The 21,695-nt window shown below is 45.7% G+C and carries 23 protein-coding genes; 12 read left to right on the top strand and 11 right to left on the bottom strand.

From position 1 onward, the window contains the following. Nucleotides 1–27: 27 nt before the first annotated feature. From QQL36_RS14695 to QQL36_RS14670, 6 genes are all read left to right on the top strand, one after another. A complete protein-coding gene (locus tag QQL36_RS14695) occupies nt 28–720 on the top strand; it encodes a DUF5683 domain-containing protein (RefSeq protein ID WP_321570114.1) in 693 nt (230 codons plus the stop codon). A 25-nt stretch (nt 721–745) separates the two neighbouring features. After that, a complete protein-coding gene (gene dapB / locus QQL36_RS14690; protein WP_321570113.1) occupies nt 746–1,462 on the top strand; it encodes a 4-hydroxy-tetrahydrodipicolinate reductase in 717 nt (238 codons plus the stop codon). Between the two features lie 30 nt (nt 1,463–1,492). After that, the gene (locus QQL36_RS14685) at nt 1,493–1,918 is read left to right on the top strand and encodes an RrF2 family transcriptional regulator (RefSeq protein WP_083720628.1); all 426 of its coding nucleotides are present in this window, start codon (nt 1,493–1,495) and stop codon (nt 1,916–1,918) included. 144 nt (nt 1,919–2,062) lie between these two features. Further along, nucleotides 2,063–2,746 carry a phosphoadenylyl-sulfate reductase gene (locus tag QQL36_RS14680; RefSeq protein WP_083720630.1) on the top strand — a complete coding sequence of 228 codons (684 nt, stop codon included), beginning with the start codon at nt 2,063–2,065 and terminating at the stop codon, nt 2,744–2,746. An 80-nt stretch (nt 2,747–2,826) separates the two neighbouring features. Next, nucleotides 2,827–3,735 carry a sulfate adenylyltransferase subunit CysD gene (gene cysD, locus QQL36_RS14675; protein ID WP_083720632.1) on the top strand — a complete coding sequence of 303 codons (909 nt, stop codon included), beginning with the start codon at nt 2,827–2,829 and terminating at the stop codon, nt 3,733–3,735. 33 nt (nt 3,736–3,768) lie between these two features. Next, nucleotides 3,769–5,016, top strand: a complete 1,248-nt coding sequence (locus tag QQL36_RS14670) for a sulfate adenylyltransferase subunit 1 (RefSeq protein ID WP_321570112.1) — start codon at nt 3,769–3,771, stop codon at nt 5,014–5,016. 122 nt (nt 5,017–5,138) lie between these two features. Here QQL36_RS14670 and QQL36_RS14665 read toward each other — a convergent pair whose 3' ends face one another. After that, nucleotides 5,139–6,092 carry an NAD-dependent epimerase/dehydratase family protein gene (locus tag QQL36_RS14665; RefSeq protein WP_083720636.1) on the bottom strand — a complete coding sequence of 318 codons (954 nt, stop codon included), beginning with the start codon at nt 6,090–6,092 and terminating at the stop codon, nt 5,139–5,141. A 235-nt stretch (nt 6,093–6,327) separates the two neighbouring features. On the opposite strand from QQL36_RS14665, the gene kdsA reads away from it, so the two are divergent. Both kdsA and QQL36_RS14655 read left to right on the top strand, forming a co-directional pair. Further along, nucleotides 6,328–7,149 carry a 3-deoxy-8-phosphooctulonate synthase gene (kdsA, locus tag QQL36_RS14660; protein ID WP_083720638.1) on the top strand — a complete coding sequence of 274 codons (822 nt, stop codon included), beginning with the start codon at nt 6,328–6,330 and terminating at the stop codon, nt 7,147–7,149. Nucleotides 7,150–7,274: 125 nt separating this feature from the next. Then, nucleotides 7,275–7,676: a hypothetical protein gene (locus tag QQL36_RS14655; protein ID WP_083720641.1), complete on the top strand. Its 402-nt coding sequence runs from the start codon at nt 7,275–7,277 to the stop codon at nt 7,674–7,676. A 58-nt stretch (nt 7,677–7,734) separates the two neighbouring features. Here the strand turns inward: QQL36_RS14655 and QQL36_RS14650 are convergent, their stop codons facing one another. Continuing rightward, nucleotides 7,735–7,956 carry a PspC domain-containing protein gene (locus tag QQL36_RS14650; protein WP_083720643.1) on the bottom strand — a complete coding sequence of 74 codons (222 nt, stop codon included), beginning with the start codon at nt 7,954–7,956 and terminating at the stop codon, nt 7,735–7,737. A gap of 222 nt (nt 7,957–8,178) precedes the next feature. On the opposite strand from QQL36_RS14650, the gene QQL36_RS14645 reads away from it, so the two are divergent. Together QQL36_RS14645 and QQL36_RS14640 are read left to right on the top strand one after the other, a co-directional pair. Beyond that, a complete protein-coding gene (locus tag QQL36_RS14645; protein WP_321570111.1) occupies nt 8,179–10,446 on the top strand; it encodes an aconitate hydratase in 2,268 nt (755 codons plus the stop codon). A gap of 77 nt (nt 10,447–10,523) precedes the next feature. Next, nucleotides 10,524–11,159, top strand: coding sequence for a hypothetical protein (locus QQL36_RS14640; protein WP_321570110.1), 636 nt, complete (start codon nt 10,524–10,526; stop codon nt 11,157–11,159). Here QQL36_RS14640 and QQL36_RS14635 read toward each other — a convergent pair. Together QQL36_RS14635 and QQL36_RS14630 are read right to left on the bottom strand one after the other, a co-directional pair. Beyond that, nucleotides 11,139–12,182, bottom strand: coding sequence for a DUF4421 domain-containing protein (locus tag QQL36_RS14635; RefSeq protein ID WP_321570109.1), 1,044 nt, complete (start codon nt 12,180–12,182; stop codon nt 11,139–11,141). The two genes, QQL36_RS14640 and QQL36_RS14635, sit on opposite strands and share 21 nt — an antisense overlap. 59 nt (nt 12,183–12,241) lie before the next feature. Next, complete coding sequence (locus QQL36_RS14630) at nt 12,242–12,733, bottom strand: metallophosphoesterase family protein (RefSeq protein ID WP_321570108.1); 492 nt, start codon at nt 12,731–12,733, stop codon at nt 12,242–12,244. 119 nt (nt 12,734–12,852) lie between these two features. On the opposite strand from QQL36_RS14630, the gene purU reads away from it, so the two are divergent. Continuing rightward, nucleotides 12,853–13,716 (top strand): formyltetrahydrofolate deformylase, encoded by an 864-nt coding sequence (gene purU, locus QQL36_RS14625; protein WP_321570107.1) that lies wholly within the window; start codon nt 12,853–12,855, stop codon nt 13,714–13,716. A 36-nt stretch (nt 13,717–13,752) separates the two neighbouring features. On the opposite strand, the gene QQL36_RS14620 is transcribed toward purU, so the two are convergent. The 7 genes from QQL36_RS14620 to QQL36_RS14590 all read right to left on the bottom strand — a co-directional run bounded on the left by QQL36_RS14620 (nt 13,753) and on the right by QQL36_RS14590 (nt 20,720). Next, nucleotides 13,753–14,355, bottom strand: a complete 603-nt coding sequence (locus tag QQL36_RS14620) for a hypothetical protein (protein ID WP_083720655.1) — start codon at nt 14,353–14,355, stop codon at nt 13,753–13,755. A 35-nt stretch (nt 14,356–14,390) separates the two neighbouring features. Next, nucleotides 14,391–15,335 carry a formimidoylglutamase gene (hutG, locus tag QQL36_RS14615; protein ID WP_321570106.1) on the bottom strand — a complete coding sequence of 315 codons (945 nt, stop codon included), beginning with the start codon at nt 15,333–15,335 and terminating at the stop codon, nt 14,391–14,393. After that, nucleotides 15,332–16,537, bottom strand: coding sequence for an imidazolonepropionase (gene hutI, locus QQL36_RS14610; RefSeq protein ID WP_321570105.1), 1,206 nt, complete (start codon nt 16,535–16,537; stop codon nt 15,332–15,334). Before hutI ends, hutG begins: the two co-directional genes overlap by 4 nt. After that, nucleotides 16,534–18,204 (bottom strand): urocanate hydratase, encoded by a 1,671-nt coding sequence (hutU, locus tag QQL36_RS14605; RefSeq protein WP_321570104.1) that lies wholly within the window; start codon nt 18,202–18,204, stop codon nt 16,534–16,536. The genes hutI and hutU overlap by 4 nt, the downstream gene beginning before the upstream one ends. Continuing rightward, a complete protein-coding gene (gene hutH, locus QQL36_RS14600) occupies nt 18,182–19,750 on the bottom strand; it encodes a histidine ammonia-lyase (RefSeq protein ID WP_321570103.1) in 1,569 nt (522 codons plus the stop codon). Before hutH ends, hutU begins: the two co-directional genes overlap by 23 nt. 9 nt (nt 19,751–19,759) lie before the next feature. Next, on the bottom strand, nt 19,760–20,242 hold the full coding sequence (locus QQL36_RS14595; protein ID WP_321570102.1) for a MarR family winged helix-turn-helix transcriptional regulator: 483 nt from the start codon (nt 20,240–20,242) through the stop codon (nt 19,760–19,762). A gap of 88 nt (nt 20,243–20,330) precedes the next feature. Continuing rightward, nucleotides 20,331–20,720 carry an SET domain-containing protein gene (locus tag QQL36_RS14590; RefSeq protein WP_083720669.1) on the bottom strand — a complete coding sequence of 130 codons (390 nt, stop codon included), beginning with the start codon at nt 20,718–20,720 and terminating at the stop codon, nt 20,331–20,333. Between the two features lie 94 nt (nt 20,721–20,814). On the opposite strand from QQL36_RS14590, the gene QQL36_RS14585 reads away from it, so the two are divergent. Next, nucleotides 20,815–21,684 carry a bestrophin family protein gene (locus tag QQL36_RS14585; protein ID WP_083720671.1) on the top strand — a complete coding sequence of 290 codons (870 nt, stop codon included), beginning with the start codon at nt 20,815–20,817 and terminating at the stop codon, nt 21,682–21,684. The last annotated feature ends 11 nt before the right edge of the window (nt 21,685–21,695 follow it).

The following is a 21,695-nucleotide window of genomic DNA, read 5'->3' as shown; positions in this document are numbered from 1 at the left end:
AAGTCCGGAAACATACTTCATTTTTTATTGCGCATTTGTTTCCTGGCCTTGCCGGCATTATGCATTCTGCATACTGTTGCCAATGCACAGGACAGTACCAAAGCTGAATGGTTGAAAAAACAACAGCCGGATAACCGTAAAGACAGTGCCCAGCTTTTTATTACTAAGAAAGATTCATCAGTAGTAGTCAAAAAAGACTCTGTTGGACCAATCGTACAACCACCCATTCATAGTCCCCGCAAGGCGGCCCTCTACTCAGCAGTACTGCCAGGTCTGGGCCAGATCTACAACCGGGAATACTGGAAACTGCCACTCGTTTACGCGGCAATGGGTATCACTACCTACACGTATATCTTCAATATGAACAAATACAGGACCTACCGCGATGCCTACCGTATACGTATGGACGGTAACGCGGATACCGTAGACGACTACGTAGGTCTGTACAGCGATGCCGGTCTGAAATACCTGCGTGACGGATACAGAGAGTATGTTGATTACTCCGTACTCGTATTCGTACTCGCGTATGGCCTGAATATCCTGGATGCAACCGTATTTGCCCACCTCCGTAACTTTGACATGAGCGATGACCTGAGTATGAAGATCACCCCTACCGTGATCGACAACCGTGCACTGGGCGTAAGCGTCAAAATCAACCTCGGTGGTTCAAAAAGAAAGTCTGTGAGTTCACTGGCAATGGCCGCTCCTACCAAATGGTAAAACATATACAATCAACATACAAAGGATGAAAATAGCGTTAATTGGTTACGGGAAAATGGGCAAAACGATAGAAGCCATTGCCGTTGCAAAAGGACATGAGATCGTAGCCCGTATTGATAAGGATAGCCAGGAATTACTCAATAAGGAAAACCTGCAGAAAGCCGATGTAGCCATTGAATTTACCGGACCAGAAACTGCCTACAATAATATCCTGAAGTGTTTTGAAGCCAATGTACCTGTGATCTGCGGCAGCACCGGCTGGCTGGAAAATCTGCCAAAGGTAACAGCACTGTGTCTTGAAAAAAATCAGGCTTTCCTGTATGCAAGTAACTTCAGCATTGGCGTAAATATCTTCTTCGAGGTGAACAAGCGACTGGCCGAACTAATGGCTCACCAGCCACAGTACAATGTACAAATGGAAGAGATTCACCACACCCAAAAGCGCGATGCGCCAAGTGGTACGGCAATCACCCTGGCTGAACAGGTGCTGGCAAAAGTAACAAGGAAACAAAACTGGGTAAATGCTGATACAACAGCACCCGCTGAACTGTCTATCATTTCCAAAAGAATAGATCCGGCACCAGGCACACATATCATCAACTATACCTCCCCTATCGACGACATCACCATCACCCATACCGCTCATTCCAGAGAAGGTTTTGCTTCTGGTGCAGTCGTAGCCGCTGAATGGATCCAGGGCAAAAAAGGAGTGTTCGGGATGAAGGATGTGTTAAGTCTGTAGTATTTAAAAAGGGGTTATCTTTGTATAAGTATGCTATCGAAAAAAACACAATACGCTTTTCATGCACTTATTCACCTGGCAGAGAATCAAGATAAAGGACCAATCCTGATATCTGAAATTGCGCAGGAAAAAAATATATCCATTAAGTTCCTGGAAAACATTTTGCTGGAGTTGAAAAACGCTGGTATTCTGGGAAGTAAAAAGGGTAAAGGCGGTGGCTATTATCTGATGAAGCCTCCAAAGGAGATAGCCCTGGCTAAAATCATCCGCCTGCTGGACGGGGCCATTGCCCTGCTGCCATGTGTGAGCCTGAACTACTATGAGCGATGTGAGAATTGTAAAGATGAGGCGGTTTGCGGGCTCAATGAGGTGATGAGTAAAGTGCGGGATGCTTCCCTGAAAATTCTGGAAAACAAGACTTTAAAAGATATCTTAACCAGACAGGTTACCATCTAATAAACTGATTATCAATTGAATCCCGCTACATTACGTAGCGGGATTCTTTTTTAAGGATAGTTTATCAAAATAAGTCTATCTTTTTTATAGAGTTTATGTAATTTTGTTGAATCAGTAGAAGCTAAGGAAGTTTTTTTTATTAAGATGAAAGACATCAGACAAGCAATCGAAGGCCTTGATGCACCAGCAGCAATGGCCTGGTTGGCAGCAGAGTTTCCTGGAGCCGTGGCATTTTCCACCTCCTTCGGACAAGAAGATCAGGTCATTGCCGACATGATCTGGCGCCACAAGATCCCTGTAAGGGTTTTTACTTTGGATACGGGACGTCTCTTCCAGGAGACCTACGATCTTATGGATCTGACCCGCGCCCGCTACAAGCAAAACTTTGAAGTTTACTTTCCTGAAACCTCGGGTGTCGAATCGCTGCTCCGGGAAAAAGGTCCCAACAGCTTTTACGAGTCGGTGGAAAACCGTAAGGAATGCTGTAACATCCGCAAAGTAGTGCCGCTGAACAGGGCACTGCAGGGGGTGAAAGTCTGGATCACAGGACTACGGGCCGAGCAATCGGAAAACCGTCAGTCTCTCCACGACATTGAATGGGACGAAAGCCGGCAGCTCTATAAATACCAGCCACTGATCAACTGGTCATTTGACCAGATGCTGGATTACCTGAAAACGAATAACGTACCTTATAATAAGCTCCACGACAATGGTTTCATCAGCATCGGCTGTGCACCTTGTACCAGAGCCATTGAACCAGGAGAACATCCACGCGCCGGTCGCTGGTGGTGGGAACTCTCCAAAAAAGAATGTGGCTTGCACGGTTAAAGGATTACGTGTATTTTTCAGTTAAAATTTGTTTACGGTAATAGGTCCCATTTGCGGGATGCGCAGTTAAACCAAGATATATGAGTAATAAAATACAGTGGGAGTTTCCGCAGGCATTGGAAGATGAGGCCATCTATATTTTACGTGAAACGGCTGCTCAGTTTGAAAAGCCAGCCATCCTTTTCTCAGGTGGTAAAGATTCTATCACTATCGTAAGACTGGCTCAGAAGGCTTTTTACCCTGGTAAGTGTCCTTTTCCTTTATTGCATATCGATACAGGGCATAACTTCCCTGAAACCATCCAATTCCGTGACTGGCTCGTTGAAAGCTTAGGCCTGGATCTGGTAGTAAGAAATGTGCAGGATAGCATCAACCAGGGAAAAGTACAGGAAGAAACCGGAAAATATGCGAGCCGCAATGCACTGCAAACGGTAACCCTGCTGGATGCCATCGAAGAGATGAAGTATGATGCTTGTATAGGTGGCGCCCGCCGTGATGAAGAAAAAGCCCGTGCCAAGGAAAGGATCTTCTCTGTAAGAGATGAATTCGGTCAATGGAACGCTAAAATGCAACGTCCCGAACTGTTCGACATGCTGAATGGTAAGATCAATATCGGTGAAAACGTTCGTGTATTCCCTATCTCCAACTGGACAGAGCTGGATGTATGGAACTATATACGCAGAGAAAAGCTGGAAATCCCTTCTATCTACTTCTCTCATGAAAGAGATATCATAGAAAGAGATGGCATGTATTGGCCAGCATCTCCATTCCTGAATACCACAGATGAAGAAGTACCGTTCCGCCAGAAAGTACGTTTCCGTACCGTAGGCGATATGACCTGTACCGCTGCTGTGATTTCCGAAGCTGACAAACTGGAAGATATCATCTCCGAAATACTGGAAGCCAAAATCTCTGAAAGAGGCGCCCGTATCGATGATAAACGCTCGGAAGCTGCTATGGAAAAACGTAAACAGGCAGGTTATTTCTAAACAATTACTCTTAACATTCTGAAATTTCAATAAATGGAGGTTTTACGTATAACTACATCCGGCAGTGTGGATGACGGTAAAAGTACTTTGATAGGTAGACTGCTGTATGATACAAACTCTATCCCACAGGATAAAATGGAAGCTTTGCATGCAGCCAGCAAACGCAAAGGACTGGACTTTACTGACCTGTCCCTGCTCACTGATGGTCTGGTAGCTGAAAGAGAACAAGGTATCACCATCGATGTGGCTCATATCTACTTCTCTACGCCTAACCGTAAATATATTATTGCTGATACTCCTGGTCACGTGGAATATACCAGGAACATGGTAACCGGTGCAAGCAACGCACAGGTATCCCTGATCCTGATCGATGCCCGTAAAGGTATCGTGGAGCAGACTTACAGGCACTTCTTTATTGCCAGCCTGCTGCGCATTCCTTACCTGGTAGTATGTGTGAATAAAATGGACCTGGTTGAATATAGCGAAGCACGTTTCAATCAGATCGTTGAAGATTTCCAGGCACTTGTAGACCAGGCAGATTACAAAGCTCCCTCTATCAAGTTCATTCCTATTTCCAGCCTGTATGGCGAGAACGTAGCCGGTAAATCTGAAAAGATCAGCTGGTACAAGGATGAATCCTTGCTGGATTACCTGGAGCTGATCTCTTTTGACCATGCAGACAGCACCCACCCGGCACGCTTCGCTGTACAGTCAGTGATCCGCCCAAGAACTGAGGCTTTCCACGACTTCCGTGGCTTTGCCGGTAAGGTTACGAGTGGTCATTTCAATGTAGGTGATGAAATCATTTCCCTGCCTTCTCAACAGACCAGCAAGATCAAGACGATCGAACAGTTTGAAAAACAACTGGACATTGCTCAGGCACGTGAGAGCGTGGTGATCACACTGGAAACTGAAATCGATACTAGCCGTGGCAGCATGCTCGCAAAGGTGGACAACGCCCCTGCCCTGCTGAAAGATATTACTGCAAACATTTGCTGGATGGATCAGCAAAAACTGGTACCGGGCAAAACTTACCTGCTGCAACATGGTATTAACCGTGTGAAAGCAAAGGTGCAGCAGTTGCTCGAAGTGGTAGATGTAACAAGCAATCAACTGGTACCCGATAAGAAAGAGATGGGATTGAATGATATTGGTAAGATTGCAATCAGGACCGCTGCGCCGATCTTTGCAGATGCATATAGCGTGAATCCTGCAAACGGTGCGTTCATACTCATCGATGAGTTTAGTAACTCCACTGTTGCCGTTGGGTTCGTAGCATAATTTTATTAGAAAAAAGCCCCGGTTCCAAAAGGAACCGGGGCTTTTTTCTAATAAAAAATCCCACCATAAGGCAGGACTTTTCTGGATTATTCTGGTGTAGATGCTTGCCAGCAAATCTCTTACTACTGTACCGTTTCTTTCAGGTTCTTCAGCATATCTGTCGTCATCTTTTCCAGGCAATACTCCGGCTTCCAACCCCAGTCATTTCTCGCATTTTCATCATCAATACTCTGTGGCCATCCATCGGCAATTGCCTGCCTGTAGTCAGGTGCGTAGTTAATGGTAAACTCAGGAATGTGTTTCTTTATTTCAGCAGCGATTTCTTTCGGAGAAAAACTCATCGCACCTAAATTGTAAGAAGAACGAACCTTGATCTTGTCCTTATCAGCCTCCATCAGTTCAATCGTAGCGCGGATCGCATCCGGCATATACATCATAGGCAGGTAAGTGCCTTCAGACAGGAAACAGGTATATTTCTTTTCTTCCAGCGCCTCGTGGAAGATCTCAATTGCATAATCAGTAGTACCACCACCCGGTGCAGACTTGTAACTGATCAGACCTGGATAACGCAGGCTGCGTACGTCTACGCCATAACGGTGATTGTAGTATTCACACCAGCGTTCACCGGCAAACTTACTGATACCATAAATGGTAGTAGGCTCGATGATGGTATGTTGTGGTGTGTCTTCCTTTGGAGAATCTGGTCCGAATACAGCAATGGAACTAGGCCAGTACACCTTGTCAATACCTTCTTCTTTTGCTATGTCCAGTACATTCAACAGGCTGGCCATGTTAATATGCCATGCCAGCAGCGGGTTCTTTTCGCCGGTAGCAGAGAGGATCGCCGCCAGCAGGTAAATCTGGGTAATGTTGTGACGGATCACCAGCACATGCAGCATTTCCTTGTTCATCACATCCAGAGAGACATAAGGCCCGGAACCTTTTAGTAATTCATGTTCTTCCCGAAGGTCAGAGGCAATAACATTTGTGTCGCCATACATTTTCCTGAGCGCCAGTGTCAATTCAACACCGATCTGACCACAGGCACCAATTACCAGGATTTTGTCTTTCTTCATGCTAACTCGTGATTAATTTTCAGAACGTAATATTACTGGGTTCCGCAAATATTACGATCATCTTCATAAATCGCATGACAATGCGGTAACAATCTGTGAAGGTAGCTAAAAGCATAGACAGGCCCAGCAAGCTTTTTCAATAAGTGGATTACAAATCCATGACAATGTACACCTTCCCCCTTATCAGAGTAATCCCTGAGAATAACCTACCTTTGCATTCTCAAATCCAAAAATCATGTCTGTTTCACATTTGAAAGCTCTTTTTAACGAAAGATATAATCCAGAGAATTTTTTCCTGATAGCCGGCCCATGTGTGGTGGAAGACGAGGCGCTGCTGATGCACGTAGCTGAAAAAGTATCCCGCATTTGTGAGCGTTTACAGATACCATATATTTTCAAAGCCTCTTACCGTAAGGCAAACCGTACCAGTATCAGTTCATTTAGTGGTATTGGTGATGTGGAAGGACTGGACCTGTTGCAGAAAGTAGGTAAGACTTTCAACCTGCCGGTTACTACCGATATTCACTCTGCTGCGGAAGCTGCGATGGCTGCTGCTTATGCTGATGTATTGCAGATCCCTGCATTCCTGTGCCGTCAGACAGATATCCTGATCGCTGCTGCCGAAACAGGCAAAGTGGTGAATGTAAAGAAAGGCCAGTTTGTAAGTGGGGAAGCGATGAAGTTTGCTGTAGAAAAAGTAAGACAGGCGGGTAATGAAAAGATCATGCTGACAGAACGTGGTACCACCTTTGGTTACCAGGACCTGGTTGTAGACTACAGAAATATTCCTATTATGAAGGAACATGGTGTACCTGTGATCATGGATTGCACACACTCATTGCAACAACCTAACCAGACAAGCGGTGTAACAGGTGGTAATCCAAAGCTGATCAGCACTATTGCGAAAGCTGCGATTGCAACCGGTGCAGATGGTCTGTTCATCGAAACACATCCGGATCCTTCCTGTGCAAAATCTGATGGAGCGAATATGTTACATCTGGATCTGCTGGAAAAACTGCTGGAAGATCTTGTAAGGATCAGAGAAGTAGTAAGATAATGATAAAACGCTTTTGCCTGTGGCTGAAGCGTTTTCCTTTTAAGGAAACCGGCTTACCTGCTACCGGTCCGATTTTTGGGTATTTTTCGTAAATTCAAATAATAACACCCAAAAATATCCACACAATGATCAACTTACATGATGTAAAAGCAGGCGATACCGTAATAGTGGAATACGAAGGCGAAAAGCACGAGGGCCTCGTTCTTGAGGTCAACCGGGAAGACAAGCAGGTTTGTGTACAAACAGGCGAACAGGAATTCTGGTATGAGCTGGCCGACGTTTACCCTATTCCGCTCAGCGAAGAACAGTTACTTAAACTGCAATTCACAAAAGAAAACATCTCTCCTGATCCTGACAATCGCAGGATCTACGTTCGTGGGCCATTTTCCGTCATGTTTCATGAATTGGATGGCCGGGAAGCTATCCGGCTGGATTACAGGGATGAGCACCGCGAAATAAAGGGTGCATTGACTGTAAACCAATTACAGAATCACTACCACGCGATGACGAATTTCCACCTTGATTAAGAAAATAAGGGCTGATCAATAGCGATGTTGGTCAGCCTTTTTTGTTTGAATGTGGTAATTACAAATACCTTAGGGGGTTTCTTCTGGCATTGAGAATGTAGTTCTTCATGTTGACCCAAAAAGCCATGATCAGGTAAACAATGATTGGGGATCCCATCGTCAGGAAAGACACATAGATAAAGAACAAGCGGATGCGGGAAGTCGCCACTCCCAGCCTGTTGCCTATCGCGGTGCACACACCGAAGGCCTGCCATTCCACAAAATCTTTAAATCTATTCATATATCAAATTTATCACAAACTCATGTGAAAAACAAGTGCCAAATTTTCACGTAAAAGGCCACTTGCAGCGTGTTAGCAGTGATTTAACAAGAATTTAAAGGGATTACGGCATGTAATGGCATGAGATGTAGGGGGGTAGCGATCGACCACATATCTTTTATAAACTAGCCGGAATTAGTTAATTTTGCGGTGCATTTTTAATTGGTCTAAATATTTTTTTCCATGGTGTTTGATATCGAAATGATTAAAAAAGTGTATGCGGCACTCCCGGGTAAGGTGGAAGCTACCCGTAAGCTGTTAGGACGCCCGCTCACACTATCAGAAAAGATCTTGTATGCTCACTTATACTCGCCGACCACATCGGCATATGAGAGAGGTAAATCTTACGTGGAGTTTGCACCCGATCGCGTTGCGATGCAGGATGCCACTGCACAGATGGCCTTGTTACAGTTTATGACCTGCGGCCGTGCTAAGGTAGCAGTTCCCTCTACTGTACACTGTGATCACCTCATTCAAGCTAAAACAGGCGCAGTAGCCGATTTGGCAACTGCTAATGACACCAACAGGGAAGTTTACGAATTCCTTTCCTCTATCTCCAATAAATATGGTATTGGCTTCTGGAAACCAGGTGCTGGTATTATCCACCAGGTTGTTCTGGAAAACTATGCTTTTCCAGGTGGCCTCATGATCGGTACGGACTCCCACACGCCAAACGCTGGTGGTCTGGGTATGCTCGCTATCGGTGTAGGTGGTGCTGACGCTGTTGACGTAATGGCAGGTCTGGCATGGGAACTGAAAATGCCAAAACTGATCGGCGTAAAACTGACGGGTAAACTGAGCGGATGGTCCTCTCCTAAAGACATTATCCTGAAAGTAGCAGGTGTACTGACTGTAAAAGGTGGTACCGGCTGTATCGTTGAATATTTCGGTGAAGGTGCTGATAGCCTGAGCGCTACCGGTAAAGGTACTATCTGTAACATGGGTGCTGAAATCGGTGCTACCTGCTCCGTATTCGCTTACGATAGTAAGATCGCTGCTTACCTGCAGGCGACTGAGCGTAGCGAAATCGCTTCCCTGGCTGACGGTGTGAGAGATCACCTGCGCCCTGATGCAGAAGTGTACGCAGATCCTTCTAAATACTACGATCAGGTCATCGAAATCAACCTCGACGAACTTGAACCACATGTAAATGGTCCATTTACGCCTGATCTGGCATGGCCTATTTCTAAATTCGCGCAGGCAGTGAGAGAAAACAACTGGCCTGAAAAACTGGAAGTAGCCCTCATCGGCTCCTGCACCAACTCTTCTTACGAAGATATTTCCCGTGCAGCGTCCCTCGCTAAACAAGCTATCGACAAAAATCTGCCCGTTAAATCTGAATATACTATCACCCCCGGTTCTGAACTGGTTCGCTTCACGATCGAAAGAGATGGTCTGCTGGACACTTTCAACCAGATCGGTGGTGTAGTACTGGCTAACGCCTGCGGTCCCTGTATCGGTCAATGGGCACGTCACATCGATGATCCTAACCGTAAGAACTCTATCATCACTTCCTTCAACCGTAACTTCGCTAAGAGAAATGATGGTCTGGCAGGTACCCACGCTTTTGTAGCTTCACCTGAAATCGTAACCGCACTGGCTATCGCCGGTACTCTGACCTTCAACCCACTGACTGACACCCTGAAAAACAAGGATGGTCAGGATGTGAAGCTGGATGAGCCAACCGGTTTTGAACTGCCTGTGAAAGGCTTTGCTGTAGATGATCCAGGTTACCAGGCACCAGCTGCTGATGGTAGCGGTTTACAGGTAGTGGTTTCTCCTACCAGCGATCGTCTGCAACTGCTGGCTGCTTTCGCACCATGGGAAGGTACTGATCTGAAAGGACTGAAACTGCTGATCAAGGCGAAAGGTAAATGTACCACTGACCATATCTCTATGGCCGGTCCATGGTTGAAATTCCGTGGTCACCTTGACAACATTTCTAACAACATGCTGATTGGTGCGATCAACGCATTCAACGATAAATCTGATACCGTTAAGAACCAGCTGACTGGCGAATACGGTGCTGTACCTGCTACGCAGCGTGCTTACAAAGCTGCTGGTATCGGTTCAATTGTAGTAGGTGATGAGAACTACGGTGAAGGCTCCAGCCGCGAACACGCTGCTATGGAACCACGTCACCTGGGTGTTCGCGCGATCCTGGTAAAATCTTTTGCCCGTATCCACGAAACAAACCTGAAAAAACAAGGTATGCTCGGCCTCACCTTCGCTAACAAAGAAGATTACGATAAGATACAGGAAGACGATACATTCGATATCCTTGGTCTCACTACCTTCACTCCCGGCAAACCGCTGACTGTGGTGGCTAACCACAAAGATGGTAGCAAGGACGAAATCACAGTAAACCATACCTACAATGAACAACAGATTGAGTGGTTCAAAGCAGGTGGTGCACTGAACGTTATCCGTGCCGAGTTCGCGAAAGCATAATCAAAAGACTGTCATTAGTAATGATAAAAGACTGACTTAGCATTTAAGTCAGTCTTTTTTTTGTCTACATTTAGGCCATGAAATCCCATCCACTATTTTATGTCTGGGAAAGCCTCGTGAGCAACTATACCAACGACGAGTCGTTGGTGCAGGAGGGCTTTAATTCCATACTAGCCCATTACAGTGAATCACACAGGTATTACCATAATCTGGATCATGTTCAGACATTGCTCGTATTCATAGATGAATACAACCACCTCGTACACGATCTTGAAGCCCTGCAACTGGCCGTATTTTTCCACGACATCATTTATGATGTACAAAGAGCGGATAATGAAGAAAGAAGTGCATTGGTTGCTACCCAATTCCTGGAGCAAACCAGCTATCCTGCAGAGAAGATAGCACGCGTATCGGCATACATCAGAGCCACAAAATCGCATGAAAATCCCAATGGAGATGCCGACCTGGATTGCTTCCTGGACTTTGACCTGTTTATACTGAGCGGACCTGAACGTATGTATCAGACATATGCGAAGAATATACGGAAGGAGTATGGTATATACCCGGACACAGTGTATGTACCAGGCAGGAAAAAAATCTTACAGTACTTCCTGGATCAACCCTCTATCTATAAGACAGCTGGATTCAGAGAACGGTTCGATACTGTAGCGAAGGAAAATATACACAGGGAATTAGAAAAGCTCTCGCTTTAATCCAAACCGTCTCACGACACTTACCCTGAAGTTGCCTGCACCAATGGTCTGGAAAGTATGCTCAATGGGTGACTGACTACGCGTAGTCAGATTCACATAGTGAATGCCGGCAAAATACTTACTGGAATTATAGCCGATAGATGCACGGACCGTATTGTTTATCTGAACCCCAAACTTGCGGAGGTCATTCTCCTCATCTCTGAACAAATGGGTATAGTTACCCCCCAAACTGCCGGAGAGTGATAATGTGAGGAAGAAATGTTGTTTGTAAACTAATGTATAGGCATACCCCGCATTTGCAGCAGCACTAAATATACTGGTGCCTGAATAATTAATACCATTTATAAAATCCTGCGTTGTGATATTGCGGGGGATCAGTGAAGAATCGCCCTTCATCCTGGCTGTAAACAGCTCCCCACCTATCAGGAATGAACCGGCACTCTTCTTCTGATATTCATTTTGCAAATAAGCCGCTCTATAGGAGAATCTCTTATCGTTGAATACATACTGCACACTCATCCCGATATTCAAATTTCGGATATCAGGACGCACAGGAAGCGGGCCTTTTTCATCAAATCCATTCAATATCCCACGGGAGTTAGCAATGTAATAACCTTTGTAACGCTGTCCATAAAAGTCTACCACCAGCTTGCGCAGGTAGTAATGCGCCTGCAGATCCAGGGCCTTTGTCTTGCCATACCTGTCGGTACTGTTGATGAAAGGCAGATTGAACGCGACGTTGATACCAATGAATTTATAATTGAACCCAAAACCTACGTTGAATGGGGTATTCGGACGGTACATGACCTCCGTTTTGCGTTTACGATCTACGATGTCGTAATAGTTATATTTCCTCGACCCGAAAAAGCGTGTTGTCAGGTCTTTGGTATGATCCTCTATGTAGGCAGTATCATTTTGTGTCTGAAACCAATCTCCCATCTTATCAATGAAAGACGATCGTTGTCCTAACGCGAAATGAAACATACACAGACAAATGGATAATAATAAATATCCTTTGCGCATAAGCAACAGTTGTAGTACCCCAATGATTTGCAAAAAATGTGCGAGTGCCGGTTTCCGTATTATTTTGGCAACTCTATGACTTCCAGATTGCTGATATTTCCGTCGTTTACATCGAACCGCAATAATGTTTTTACCTTATGCCAGCCTTGCTGGCCACATGCACCCGGGTTCATGTGTAATAGTTGCAAAGCCGGGTCCGGCATCACTTTCAGGATATGCGAATGACCGCAGATGAACAGTTTGGGGGCATTTCTCAACAATAACTCTTTGACGCCCGGTGCATATCTTCCCGGATAACCGCCAATATGTGTCATAAATACTTTTACGCCTTCTACTTCAAAGAATAGATTTTCGGGATAACGCACCCGGATGTCCTTGCCATCGATATTGCCGAAAACGGCCCTGAAAGGTTTGAAAGCATCCAGTTCATCCGCGAGGGATGTGGTACCAATATCACCTCCATGCCAGATCTCATCCACCTTTTCAAAGTATTTGAAAACCTGTGGATGGAGGTAGCTATGCGTGTCTGACATTAATCCTATCTTCTTCATGTATTTCCCTTAGCAGGCCCAAAAATAAAGTAAGTATTCGGGATTGATTGACCGTTAGAAAAAAATCCCCGGAATCCTTTCCCTTTCGTATTTTACATATCCATATATATTTCATTTTTATGCAGACTGATATAACCGGCAGGCTATTGATCTCCTGTCCAGACCGCCCTGGTATCGTGGCCGGTGTGTCCCAGTTCCTGTACGCCAGCGGTGCAAATATCCTTGACGCCAGCCAGCACAGTACGGATCCCAAAGAAGGACTCTTCTTTATGCGCATGTCTTTCCAACTGGAAAATCCCTCCTTTACCAAAGAACAACTGGAAAAAGATTTCCAGGCAAAAGTTGCCGCTCCCCGACAAATGGAATGGCGGATTGACTACACCGATCGTCGTAAACAAATGGTGATTATGGTATCCCGCTATGACCATTGCCTCATGGAATTACTATGGCGCTGGCGCAGTGGGGAATTGCCTGTAGATATTCCACTGGTGATCTCTAACCACCTTGAGTTAAAACAATTCGTGGAAGACTTCGGAATTCCTTTCCATTACCTGCCTGTAGATGCAGGCAATAAAGCATTGCAGGAACAGGAAGCGATTAAACTGATCAGAAGGGCGAATGCTGATTTTATCGTGCTTGCACGCTATATGCAGATCCTTTCCCCCGGTTTTGTGAGCGTATTCCCAGGTAGGATCATCAATATTCACCATAGTTTCCTCCCGGCATTTGCAGGAGCAAACCCTTATAGAAACGCTTATAACAGAGGTGTGAAGTTAATAGGCGCTACTGCCCACTATGTAACGGACGACCTGGACGAAGGGCCGATCATTGACCAGGATGTAGCGAGGGTGAGCCATAAACATGAAGTAACGGACCTGATTATGTTAGGTAGAGATATAGAAAGGCAGGTGTTAACAAGAGCAGTGATTGCACATATCGATGACCGGGTAATTATTCATGGAAATAAAACCATTGTATTCTAATTAAAAAGGCGGGTGGTACACACCCGCCTTTTTAAATTACTTCGCTTTTTTCTTAATCTTCTTCGCCATCGCTTTTGCTGCTGCTGCATAAGCTTCCTGGATCCTCACACCGGTATCAAAGTCAAAACCGCCATATACACGGCCTGGTGCTTTATCTACCTTAATCTTTGCAATTACCTTGCTGTGGTCTCCTGTTTCCACAATCCAGGCTTCACCATTTAATCTTGCATTCTTTCTCGTTACACCTACATTGTAACCAGGTTCAATGAAAGTAGTTTTGAAGATCAACGTGTACTTTGCTTTAGGATACTTTCCAGCAGACATTCCACTGTACTCAGTAAACAATTCGTTGAATTTTGGCTCGAACCTTTTAGGTCTGTCGTCCCTCCAGGCCTTGGCCCATTTGTCGCCTCTGCCAGGTTCTTTCTTGTTGTAGGCTTCTGATTTTTTTGCGATGTAATCATTTTCATCGGCATAGCTACCAACACCAACATGCTCATAGTCAAATTCAGTGTTCAGCTTTGTAGTACCTTTTAGTTGGGATAAATCGCCTTCGAGGACTTTAATTTTTTGTGCGTTCACGAACATCGGTGCTACGAACATTGCAGCTACCAATAGAAGCTTAGGGATTCTTTTCATTAAATATAAAAATTTGGGTTGACCCAAAGATAATATTATTTATTACTTAATAAATAAGTGACTGCTTCAAAAATTAATGCAGCGCCCAGTTTCGCCGTACGCTGATCAACGTCGAAAGAAGGATTCAATTCTGCTATATCCATGCCCGCTAGTTGGCCACTGTGAAGGATTGTACGAAAACATTCTAAAAACAAACCATCCGGGCGAATGCCATTAAATGCAGTTGCACTTACCCCCGGTGCATATGCTGCGGCGAATACATCCAGATCGATAGTCAGGTATAATTTGTCTGCCTTTTTGATAAACTCCTCTACCACTACTTTCAACAATGTACGATCCTGAAAGTGAAATGCATCAGCCTCTATATATTGTACATCCAGTTCTCCTGCTATTCTGAATAACTGTTGTGTATTGCTTAATTGCTGAATACCTAAAGCGAGATATTGAAACGGTGAATGCTGCTGTGATAATTGCCAGAAACCTGTTCCGGAACTAACACCTTCCGTACGCAGGTCAAAATGTGCATCGAAGTTAATCAACCCTAATTGCTCACCGGGCAAGGATTGGTACAACCCATGTGCATGACCGTAAGTGATCTCATGCCCACCTCCTAATAGTACAGGAGTATGTCCCGCACGTTTTATTAATTGCACCGCGCCACTCAATGCTTGTTGTGCCGCTTCCAGATCCTCGTCAGGACAGATAATGTTTCCTCCATCCATCAGCAAACCATCAAAGTGTACAGGAAAACTACCCATCGCCTGCCGCAACGTAGCCGGACCTGCAGCAGCACCTACCCGTCCTTTGTTTCTCCGCACACCTTCATCTACAGCAAACCCCAGCAGCACTACACCATTGCCGGGAGGCAAAGGTTCCGATAAGTCTACACATTTCACCTGCTGATGCCAGCGGCTTACTTCTTCATCTGTGCCATCTATTCTGCCGGTCCATGCTACCGGTTGTTGATAATACGCTTTCATATTTTTTCTCCTCCTTTCCAGACCTGCGAAGGTTTCATTTTTCCCTGATAATACAAAAGGTCTCTGTAATCATTAGTAGAATATACCTGCATATCTGCCGCAAAGCCTTCGGCCAGTTGTCCTATATTATTTATATCCAAAGCCTTCGCTGCTCTGACAGTCAGGCCAGCCAATACTTCTGCCGTAGATAATTTTTCTGCTGCACTCATCACCGCCGCCTGCAATAGCAGATCTCCCATCGGTGCAGAACCCGGATTCCAGTCACTCGCAATGGCTACACAGGCACCCGCATCCAATAGCTTACGCGCAGGTGCATAGTGCATGCCTAAGCCTAAAGAAGCACCGGGTAGCACGACAGATACGATATCTGCATTGGCCAACCGTGTGATATCATTTTCATTACTGGCTTCCAGGTGATCTGCTGACAAGGCGCCTGCTGCTATCGCTATGGCAGAACCGCCACTACTAAACTGATCTGCATGTACAGTTAATGCAAAGCCCAGTTCTTTTGCTTTTAGTAAATAAGGCAATGCTTCTGCTGCACTAAAGGCAGTTTCTTCTATGAAGATGTCTACTCTTTTACAATGAATAGCTGGTAGTAATTGCGCGACTACTTCTTCCAGATAATCAGCACCCGTGTAATCTTTCGGCATCATATGCGCTGCCAGACAAGTAGGCACCAGCGTAGCTTTCGTAAGCTCGCCAGCCTGTCTGATCGCCTGCAACATCCTGATCTCTTCATTTATTGACAGACCATATCCACTCTTCACTTCAATCGTAGTCACCCCTTCCTGCAAATGCCTGTTCGCTCTTTCAGCTGTATTTGTTCTCAATGTCTCAATAGATGCCGCACGCGTCTTCATCACAGAATCCCATATACCACCACCTGCACGTGCAATTTCGAGATACGTCTTCCCCGCTATGCGCATGGCATAATCACGGCTTCGGTTACCATCAAAACAGATATGCGTGTGGCAATCAATAAAGCCCGGCAGTAATACCGCAGGACCATATATCAACACTGGCAGTGCATGGGAATACTGATTACGTAGTTCATTGTAATCACCGACTGCTACAATCTTTCCTTCGTGCGTGACCACACCGCCATCTTCAATGACAGTGAGCTGTGCATCGGGCAATGCTCCCTTCAAAGGCAACCCTGTGAGGGGTATGATCTGTGAAAATGGTCCTATAAGTTTCATCTGTACAAATCAAATTGAATGGCTACTTCCTGTGCTTTTTCATATCCTGCATCTGCATGTCTGAAAATGCCTAATGCAGGATCATTGAATAATACCCTTTGCAAACAAGCTGCGGCCCTGTCAGTGCCATCTGCCAGTACCACCATGCCTGCATGTTGTGAATAACCCATGCCCACTCCTCCACCATGATGGAAGGATACCCAGGTAGCACCACCACCTGTATTGGCCATAAGGTTCAGCAATGTCCAGTCAGATACCGCATCTGAACCATCTTTCATAGATTCTGTTTCCCTGTTGGGAGAAGCCACAGAACCACAATCCAAATGATCTCTTCCTATCACAATAGGTGCTTTCACTTTACCACTGCGCACCAGTTCATTGAAGATCAGGCCCGCTTTTTCACGCTCTCCCATTCCCAGCCAGCATATTCTGGCAGGCAATCCCTGGAAGGCAACTTTCTCCTGTGCTTTTTTCAACCAGTTGATCAAAGGCTTGTTGTCAGGAAATGCTTCCATCAAGGCCTGATCGGTTGTATAAATATCCTGTGGATCACCTGATAATGCTACCCATCTGAAAGGACCTTTCCCTTCGCAGAACAGTGGCCTGATATAGGCAGGTGTGAACCCCGGAAAATCAAATGCATTCGGCTCTCCGCCTTCTCTTGCAAACTCACGCAGGTTATTACCATAGTCAAAAGTGATGGCACCTTTGCGTTGTAATTCCAGCATAAAACCTACGTGTCTTGCCATACTTTTCAACGATTGTTGTTTGTAAGCAGCAGGATCTTTTTTACGCAGGTCAGCGGCTGCTGCCAGTGTCAAACCGTTTGGTATATAACCATTGATAGGATCATGTGCAGAAGTCTGATCTGTTAATATATCAGGTATAATATTATCCTGCAATAATCTTTCCAGCATATCACCAGCATCACTCACCAGTCCGATAGACAGGGCTTCTCCTTTTGCCATCGCTTCTTTGGCCCAGCTAATGGCTTCTTCATAAGAATGCGTGATACGATCGATGTATTTAGTACCAATACGTTTTCTGATCCTGCTCTCATCCACATCTGCACCTAGGAACACAGCACCCGCCATAGTAGCGGCCAGTGGCTGTGCACCACCCATACCACCGATGCCGGCAGTAACCAGCAGTTTCCCTTTCAGGTCGCCATCAAAGTGCTGACGGCCGCATTCCACAAAGGTTTCGTAGGTACCCTGCAGAATACCCTGTGTACCTATGTAGATCCAGCTACCAGCCGTCATCTGTCCGTACATCATCAGTCCTTTTGCACGCAGTTCGTTGAAATGCTCCCAGGTAGCCCATTTCGGCACAAGGTTACTATTCGCCAGCATCACTCTTGGTGCCTGCGGATGTGTACGCACGATACCTACCGGTTTACCTGACTGTACTAACAGTGAATGTTCTTCATCCAGTGTAAGCAGGGTTTCGATGATCTTTTGCAATGCTTCCTTATTGCGGGCAGCCTGACCTATACCACCGTAAACAACCAGTTCATCAGGGTTCTCCGCCACTTCATCATCGAGGTTGTTCAGGAGCATGCGCAGGGGGGCCTCCGTTTGCCAGGAGCGGGCGTGCAGCTCAGGGCCACGAGGGGCCTTGTAATGGGGATGCGCTGCGTATTGCTTAATAAAATCCAAACTGGTCATGATAAATACCGTTGAGTGATAAATGATTGGCCAGGGCTGTTTCATTGGCTACCCTGACGATGGATTGCTGGCGTACGATTGTATGTAACTGTTGTATGTCGTAAGCGAAAATGCGGTCTTTGGTAGCGAAAGGTACCGTCTCTCTTACAAAGGCATGTACGGCTTCCAATACCGGACCTGATGTGAGCGGACGTCTGAAATTCACTGCCTGAGCGGCATACAACAATTCTATAGCGAGTATATATTCGAGATTATTTATTACCTGGTGGAGTTTGCGACCACTGATAGAGCCCATGGATACATGGTCTTCCTGTCCTAACGAAGTAGGCACGCTATCTGCGCTGGCAGGGAAACACAGCGTTTTGTTCTCAGTGACCAACGCTGCCGTGGTATACTGTGGTATCATAAAACCGGAGTTCAACCCGGCATCTTCAATCAATAATTTTGGCAATCCATACCTGCCTTCTATCATCATATAGCAACGGCGATCTGAAATGTTGCCCAGTTCTGCCGCCGCCACAGTCGCGTAATCCAGTGGCAATGCCAGTGGCTGACCATGGAAGTTACCACCACTGATCGTATCGTCTGCACTAAAGATGATAGGATTATCTGTTACGGCATTCAGTTCAATCGTTACCAGGTCGAGCAAATGTAACCAGGCAGTGCGCGAAGCACCATGTACCTGTGGCATACAGCGCAGGGAATAAGGATCCTGTACCCTGCCACAATCCACATGTGCCGCCATGATGCCGGAGTTTTCGAGCATCGTCTTCAGGCGGTGTGCTACCAGCTGATTGCCTGGAAATGGCCTGATGGCATGAATCCTGGGGTCAAAAGGACGTGCAGTACCCATCAGGCCTTCCAGTGATAATGCTCCTACAATATCCGCGGTTTCCAAAGCATTGTGTAGTCGTTGTAATGCTGTCACCGCAAAGGCAAGAATAAATTGCGTTCCGTTGATGAGGGCTAATCCCTCTTTAGGGCCCAGTGCCACAGGGGTCAGACCTTCTGCCTGTAACACAGCTGCCGCAGGTTGGCGCTGACCTTTATAATATACTTCACCCAATCCGATCAATGGCAGGAAGAGGTGTGACAATGGCGCAAGGTCGCCGGATGCACCCACTGAACCCTTCTCAGGTACAACTGGGGTGATATGCGCATCGATCATCCAGATGATGCGCTCCAGGGTAGCTGGTGCTACACCTGAGTATCCCTGTGCCAGGGCATGCACTTTGGTAATGAGCATGACTCTGGCTACCGTAATGGGGATTGGATTTCCTACGCCCACACTATGGCTTTGCAGTATATTATATTGTAAGGTCCGGGTATCTTGTTCATTGATGCGGGTATCGCACAGAGGGCCAAAACCGGTATTGATACCATATACCGTGCTATGTTGCGAGACGATGGTCTGTACGTGACCATAACTGGTAGCGATACGATCAGCCACTTCCGGCACCAGTACCCCTTTTACCTGCCCATCGGCAATGGCAAGGGCTTTACCGGGAGTGAGCTGATCTACCCCGTATTTGAATTGGTGTATCATTATAATTAGTTATTTCATTGCTTTCAGGATCCTGATGGATAAGGGTTCGGCTTCCACACTGTTTTCCACAGCAGTTACTGCTTCCAGTACCTGTTTACTCATTTTGTTTTCATCCGCCAGTTCGGTCATGGCCTTCGTAATTGCCTCCCATATTGGCTGTATCTGTTGCAGCATTTCCTCGCCCTTTTTACTGAGCATTACCAGTTGCCGGCGCCCATCGTCCGGACAGGGAGCGGTCCTGACCAGCCCTTTCTTTTTCAAACCTGTCACCAGCTGACTGATAGCCGAGTGACTTACTTCCAGCTGTGCAGCAATATCAATCAATGGCATGGGCTGTTCTTTGCCCAATATGTAAAACACCGGAAACCAGCTGGCTTCAAAGGGTATTCCAGCCTGCTCATATACCTTATTTACCTCGCTCAGGAAGTATTCACTCAATCGCCGTAACCGGCTGCCAAACACCAGGAAGCCCAAGGAAGAATAGAAACTCATGTAAATTATATAAGCACTTATACATTTAGATACAATAATAAGGAATTATTCAATTCCTTTTATTGAGACTAACCGTCTGGTATGTTAATTATTTTTTCCTGACATCGAACCAAACGGCTGATGAGTCAGATGGATCCCCATTATAGTTGATCTGCAATTCTTCTCCTTTCTTAATCTCTCTACGGGTGATGATACTCATGGTTTCTTCATCAAAATCCATTTCGTATATACAATTGGGGTCGTAGGAGTGATTATAGATGGAGCAAAAACCCAGTGCTATACAAGAACGGGTTTCACGCACACCCCATAGAAAAATGTAATTATGCAACTTGGTCTTATCCACGATTTCAGTGTCATCATAAGATAAAACGAGTACAGGCGAGGTTTCTATTCTGGTTCCCGCAGGTATTTTATCTTTTGTAAACACTCCACGACCTTTGCCTTTTGTCTTATCGACGTATAAATATGGTTTAATCATATAGCTGTAAAAACTTCGTAAAGTAAAGGTAAAGGAAGAAGTTATCAAAATCAGGCATAAAAATTTTAGGTTTGCGGAAATCTAACGTTCAAAGATGATTGATTACAATCCTAAGGCCTGGTTCACTTTTATATTCAGGATTCACAAGGCCGACACTGTACGCAAGTTGTTCCCCATGTTCATAGCCATTGGTTGTTATTCGGCTGTGGTTGCTCTTCTTGAGCTGAAATTACTGCACCTGTCAGACGTAGCTGAATGGAAAAATATAGTTTTTGTGCATAGTGTGCTGGGGTTTGTTATCTCCCTGTTACTGGTATTCCGTACCAATACGGCCTACGACCGCTGGTGGGAAGGCCGCCGGCTTTGGGGTAGCCTGGTAAACAACAGCCGCAATCTGGCTATCAAGCTACATGCGATGTTGCCTGCCAGCAATACTGCTTCGAGAGAGTTTTTCAGGGTCATGATCCCCAATTATGCGTATGCCCTTAAGAATCACCTCCGCACCAGATATATCCCTGAAGAACTGGACCTGAGCCAGGGTGCCCCGCTGGATGATAAAAAACACGTTCCTAACCAGATAGCTGTTCAGATTATTGCACATGTCAATGACCTGTACCGCAAGCAGCAGCTCTCCGGCGAACAGTTGATCCTTCTTAAAGATGAATTACAGGCTTTTACGGATGTATGTGGCGCCTGTGAACGTATCAGGAATACCCCCATCCCCTTTTCCTATAGCGTATTTATCAAGAAGTTCATTTTCTTCTATGTAATGACCTTACCCTTTGGATATGTATTTACCGTAGGTTTCCTGATCATACCGATCGTCGTTTTCATTTTCTATGTACTGGCCAGCCTTGAGTTGATCGCAGAGGAAATCGAGGACCCATTTGGTTTTGATGCCAATGACCTGCCGACAGACACTATTTCTGCCAACATTCGTAAGCATGTGGCAGAGATATTGTGATGTTCCCAATT

The organism is Chitinophaga sp. LS1 (assembly GCF_034274695.1).
Classification (GTDB): Bacteria; Bacteroidota; Bacteroidia; order Chitinophagales; family Chitinophagaceae; genus Chitinophaga.
The sequence above is the reverse complement of the archived record's forward strand: the minus strand, read 5'-3'. Positions and strand labels throughout refer to the sequence as shown.

What these genes read in the sequence shown, in the direction of transcription:
- dapB (WP_321570113.1), top strand. Translation starts at nt 746, where the DNA reads ATGAAAATAGCGTTAATTGGTTACGGGAAAATGGGCAAAACGATAGAA.
- QQL36_RS14685 (WP_083720628.1), top strand. Translation starts at nt 1,493, where the DNA reads ATGCTATCGAAAAAAACACAATACGCTTTTCATGCACTTATTCACCTG.
- QQL36_RS14680 (WP_083720630.1), top strand. Translation starts at nt 2,063, where the DNA reads ATGAAAGACATCAGACAAGCAATCGAAGGCCTTGATGCACCAGCAGCA.
- cysD (WP_083720632.1), top strand. Translation starts at nt 2,827, where the DNA reads ATGAGTAATAAAATACAGTGGGAGTTTCCGCAGGCATTGGAAGATGAG.
- QQL36_RS14670 (WP_321570112.1), top strand. Translation starts at nt 3,769, where the DNA reads ATGGAGGTTTTACGTATAACTACATCCGGCAGTGTGGATGACGGTAAA.
- QQL36_RS14665 (WP_083720636.1), bottom strand. Translation starts at nt 6,092, where the DNA reads ATGAAGAAAGACAAAATCCTGGTAATTGGTGCCTGTGGTCAGATCGGT.
- kdsA (WP_083720638.1), top strand. Translation starts at nt 6,328, where the DNA reads ATGTCTGTTTCACATTTGAAAGCTCTTTTTAACGAAAGATATAATCCA.
- QQL36_RS14655 (WP_083720641.1), top strand. Translation starts at nt 7,275, where the DNA reads ATGATCAACTTACATGATGTAAAAGCAGGCGATACCGTAATAGTGGAA.
- QQL36_RS14650 (WP_083720643.1), bottom strand. Translation starts at nt 7,956, where the DNA reads ATGAATAGATTTAAAGATTTTGTGGAATGGCAGGCCTTCGGTGTGTGC.
- QQL36_RS14645 (WP_321570111.1), top strand. Translation starts at nt 8,179, where the DNA reads ATGGTGTTTGATATCGAAATGATTAAAAAAGTGTATGCGGCACTCCCG.
- QQL36_RS14640 (WP_321570110.1), top strand. Translation starts at nt 10,524, where the DNA reads ATGAAATCCCATCCACTATTTTATGTCTGGGAAAGCCTCGTGAGCAAC.
- QQL36_RS14635 (WP_321570109.1), bottom strand. Translation starts at nt 12,182, where the DNA reads ATGCGCAAAGGATATTTATTATTATCCATTTGTCTGTGTATGTTTCAT.
- QQL36_RS14630 (WP_321570108.1), bottom strand. Translation starts at nt 12,733, where the DNA reads ATGAAGAAGATAGGATTAATGTCAGACACGCATAGCTACCTCCATCCA.
- purU (WP_321570107.1), top strand. Translation starts at nt 12,853, where the DNA reads ATGCAGACTGATATAACCGGCAGGCTATTGATCTCCTGTCCAGACCGC.
- QQL36_RS14620 (WP_083720655.1), bottom strand. Translation starts at nt 14,355, where the DNA reads ATGAAAAGAATCCCTAAGCTTCTATTGGTAGCTGCAATGTTCGTAGCA.
- hutG (WP_321570106.1), bottom strand. Translation starts at nt 15,335, where the DNA reads ATGAAAGCGTATTATCAACAACCGGTAGCATGGACCGGCAGAATAGAT.
- hutI (WP_321570105.1), bottom strand. Translation starts at nt 16,537, where the DNA reads ATGAAACTTATAGGACCATTTTCACAGATCATACCCCTCACAGGGTTG.
- hutU (WP_321570104.1), bottom strand. Translation starts at nt 18,204, where the DNA reads ATGACCAGTTTGGATTTTATTAAGCAATACGCAGCGCATCCCCATTAC.
- hutH (WP_321570103.1), bottom strand. Translation starts at nt 19,750, where the DNA reads ATGATACACCAATTCAAATACGGGGTAGATCAGCTCACTCCCGGTAAA.
- QQL36_RS14595 (WP_321570102.1), bottom strand. Translation starts at nt 20,242, where the DNA reads ATGAGTTTCTATTCTTCCTTGGGCTTCCTGGTGTTTGGCAGCCGGTTA.
- QQL36_RS14590 (WP_083720669.1), bottom strand. Translation starts at nt 20,720, where the DNA reads ATGATTAAACCATATTTATACGTCGATAAGACAAAAGGCAAAGGTCGT.
- QQL36_RS14585 (WP_083720671.1), top strand. Translation starts at nt 20,815, where the DNA reads ATGATTGATTACAATCCTAAGGCCTGGTTCACTTTTATATTCAGGATT.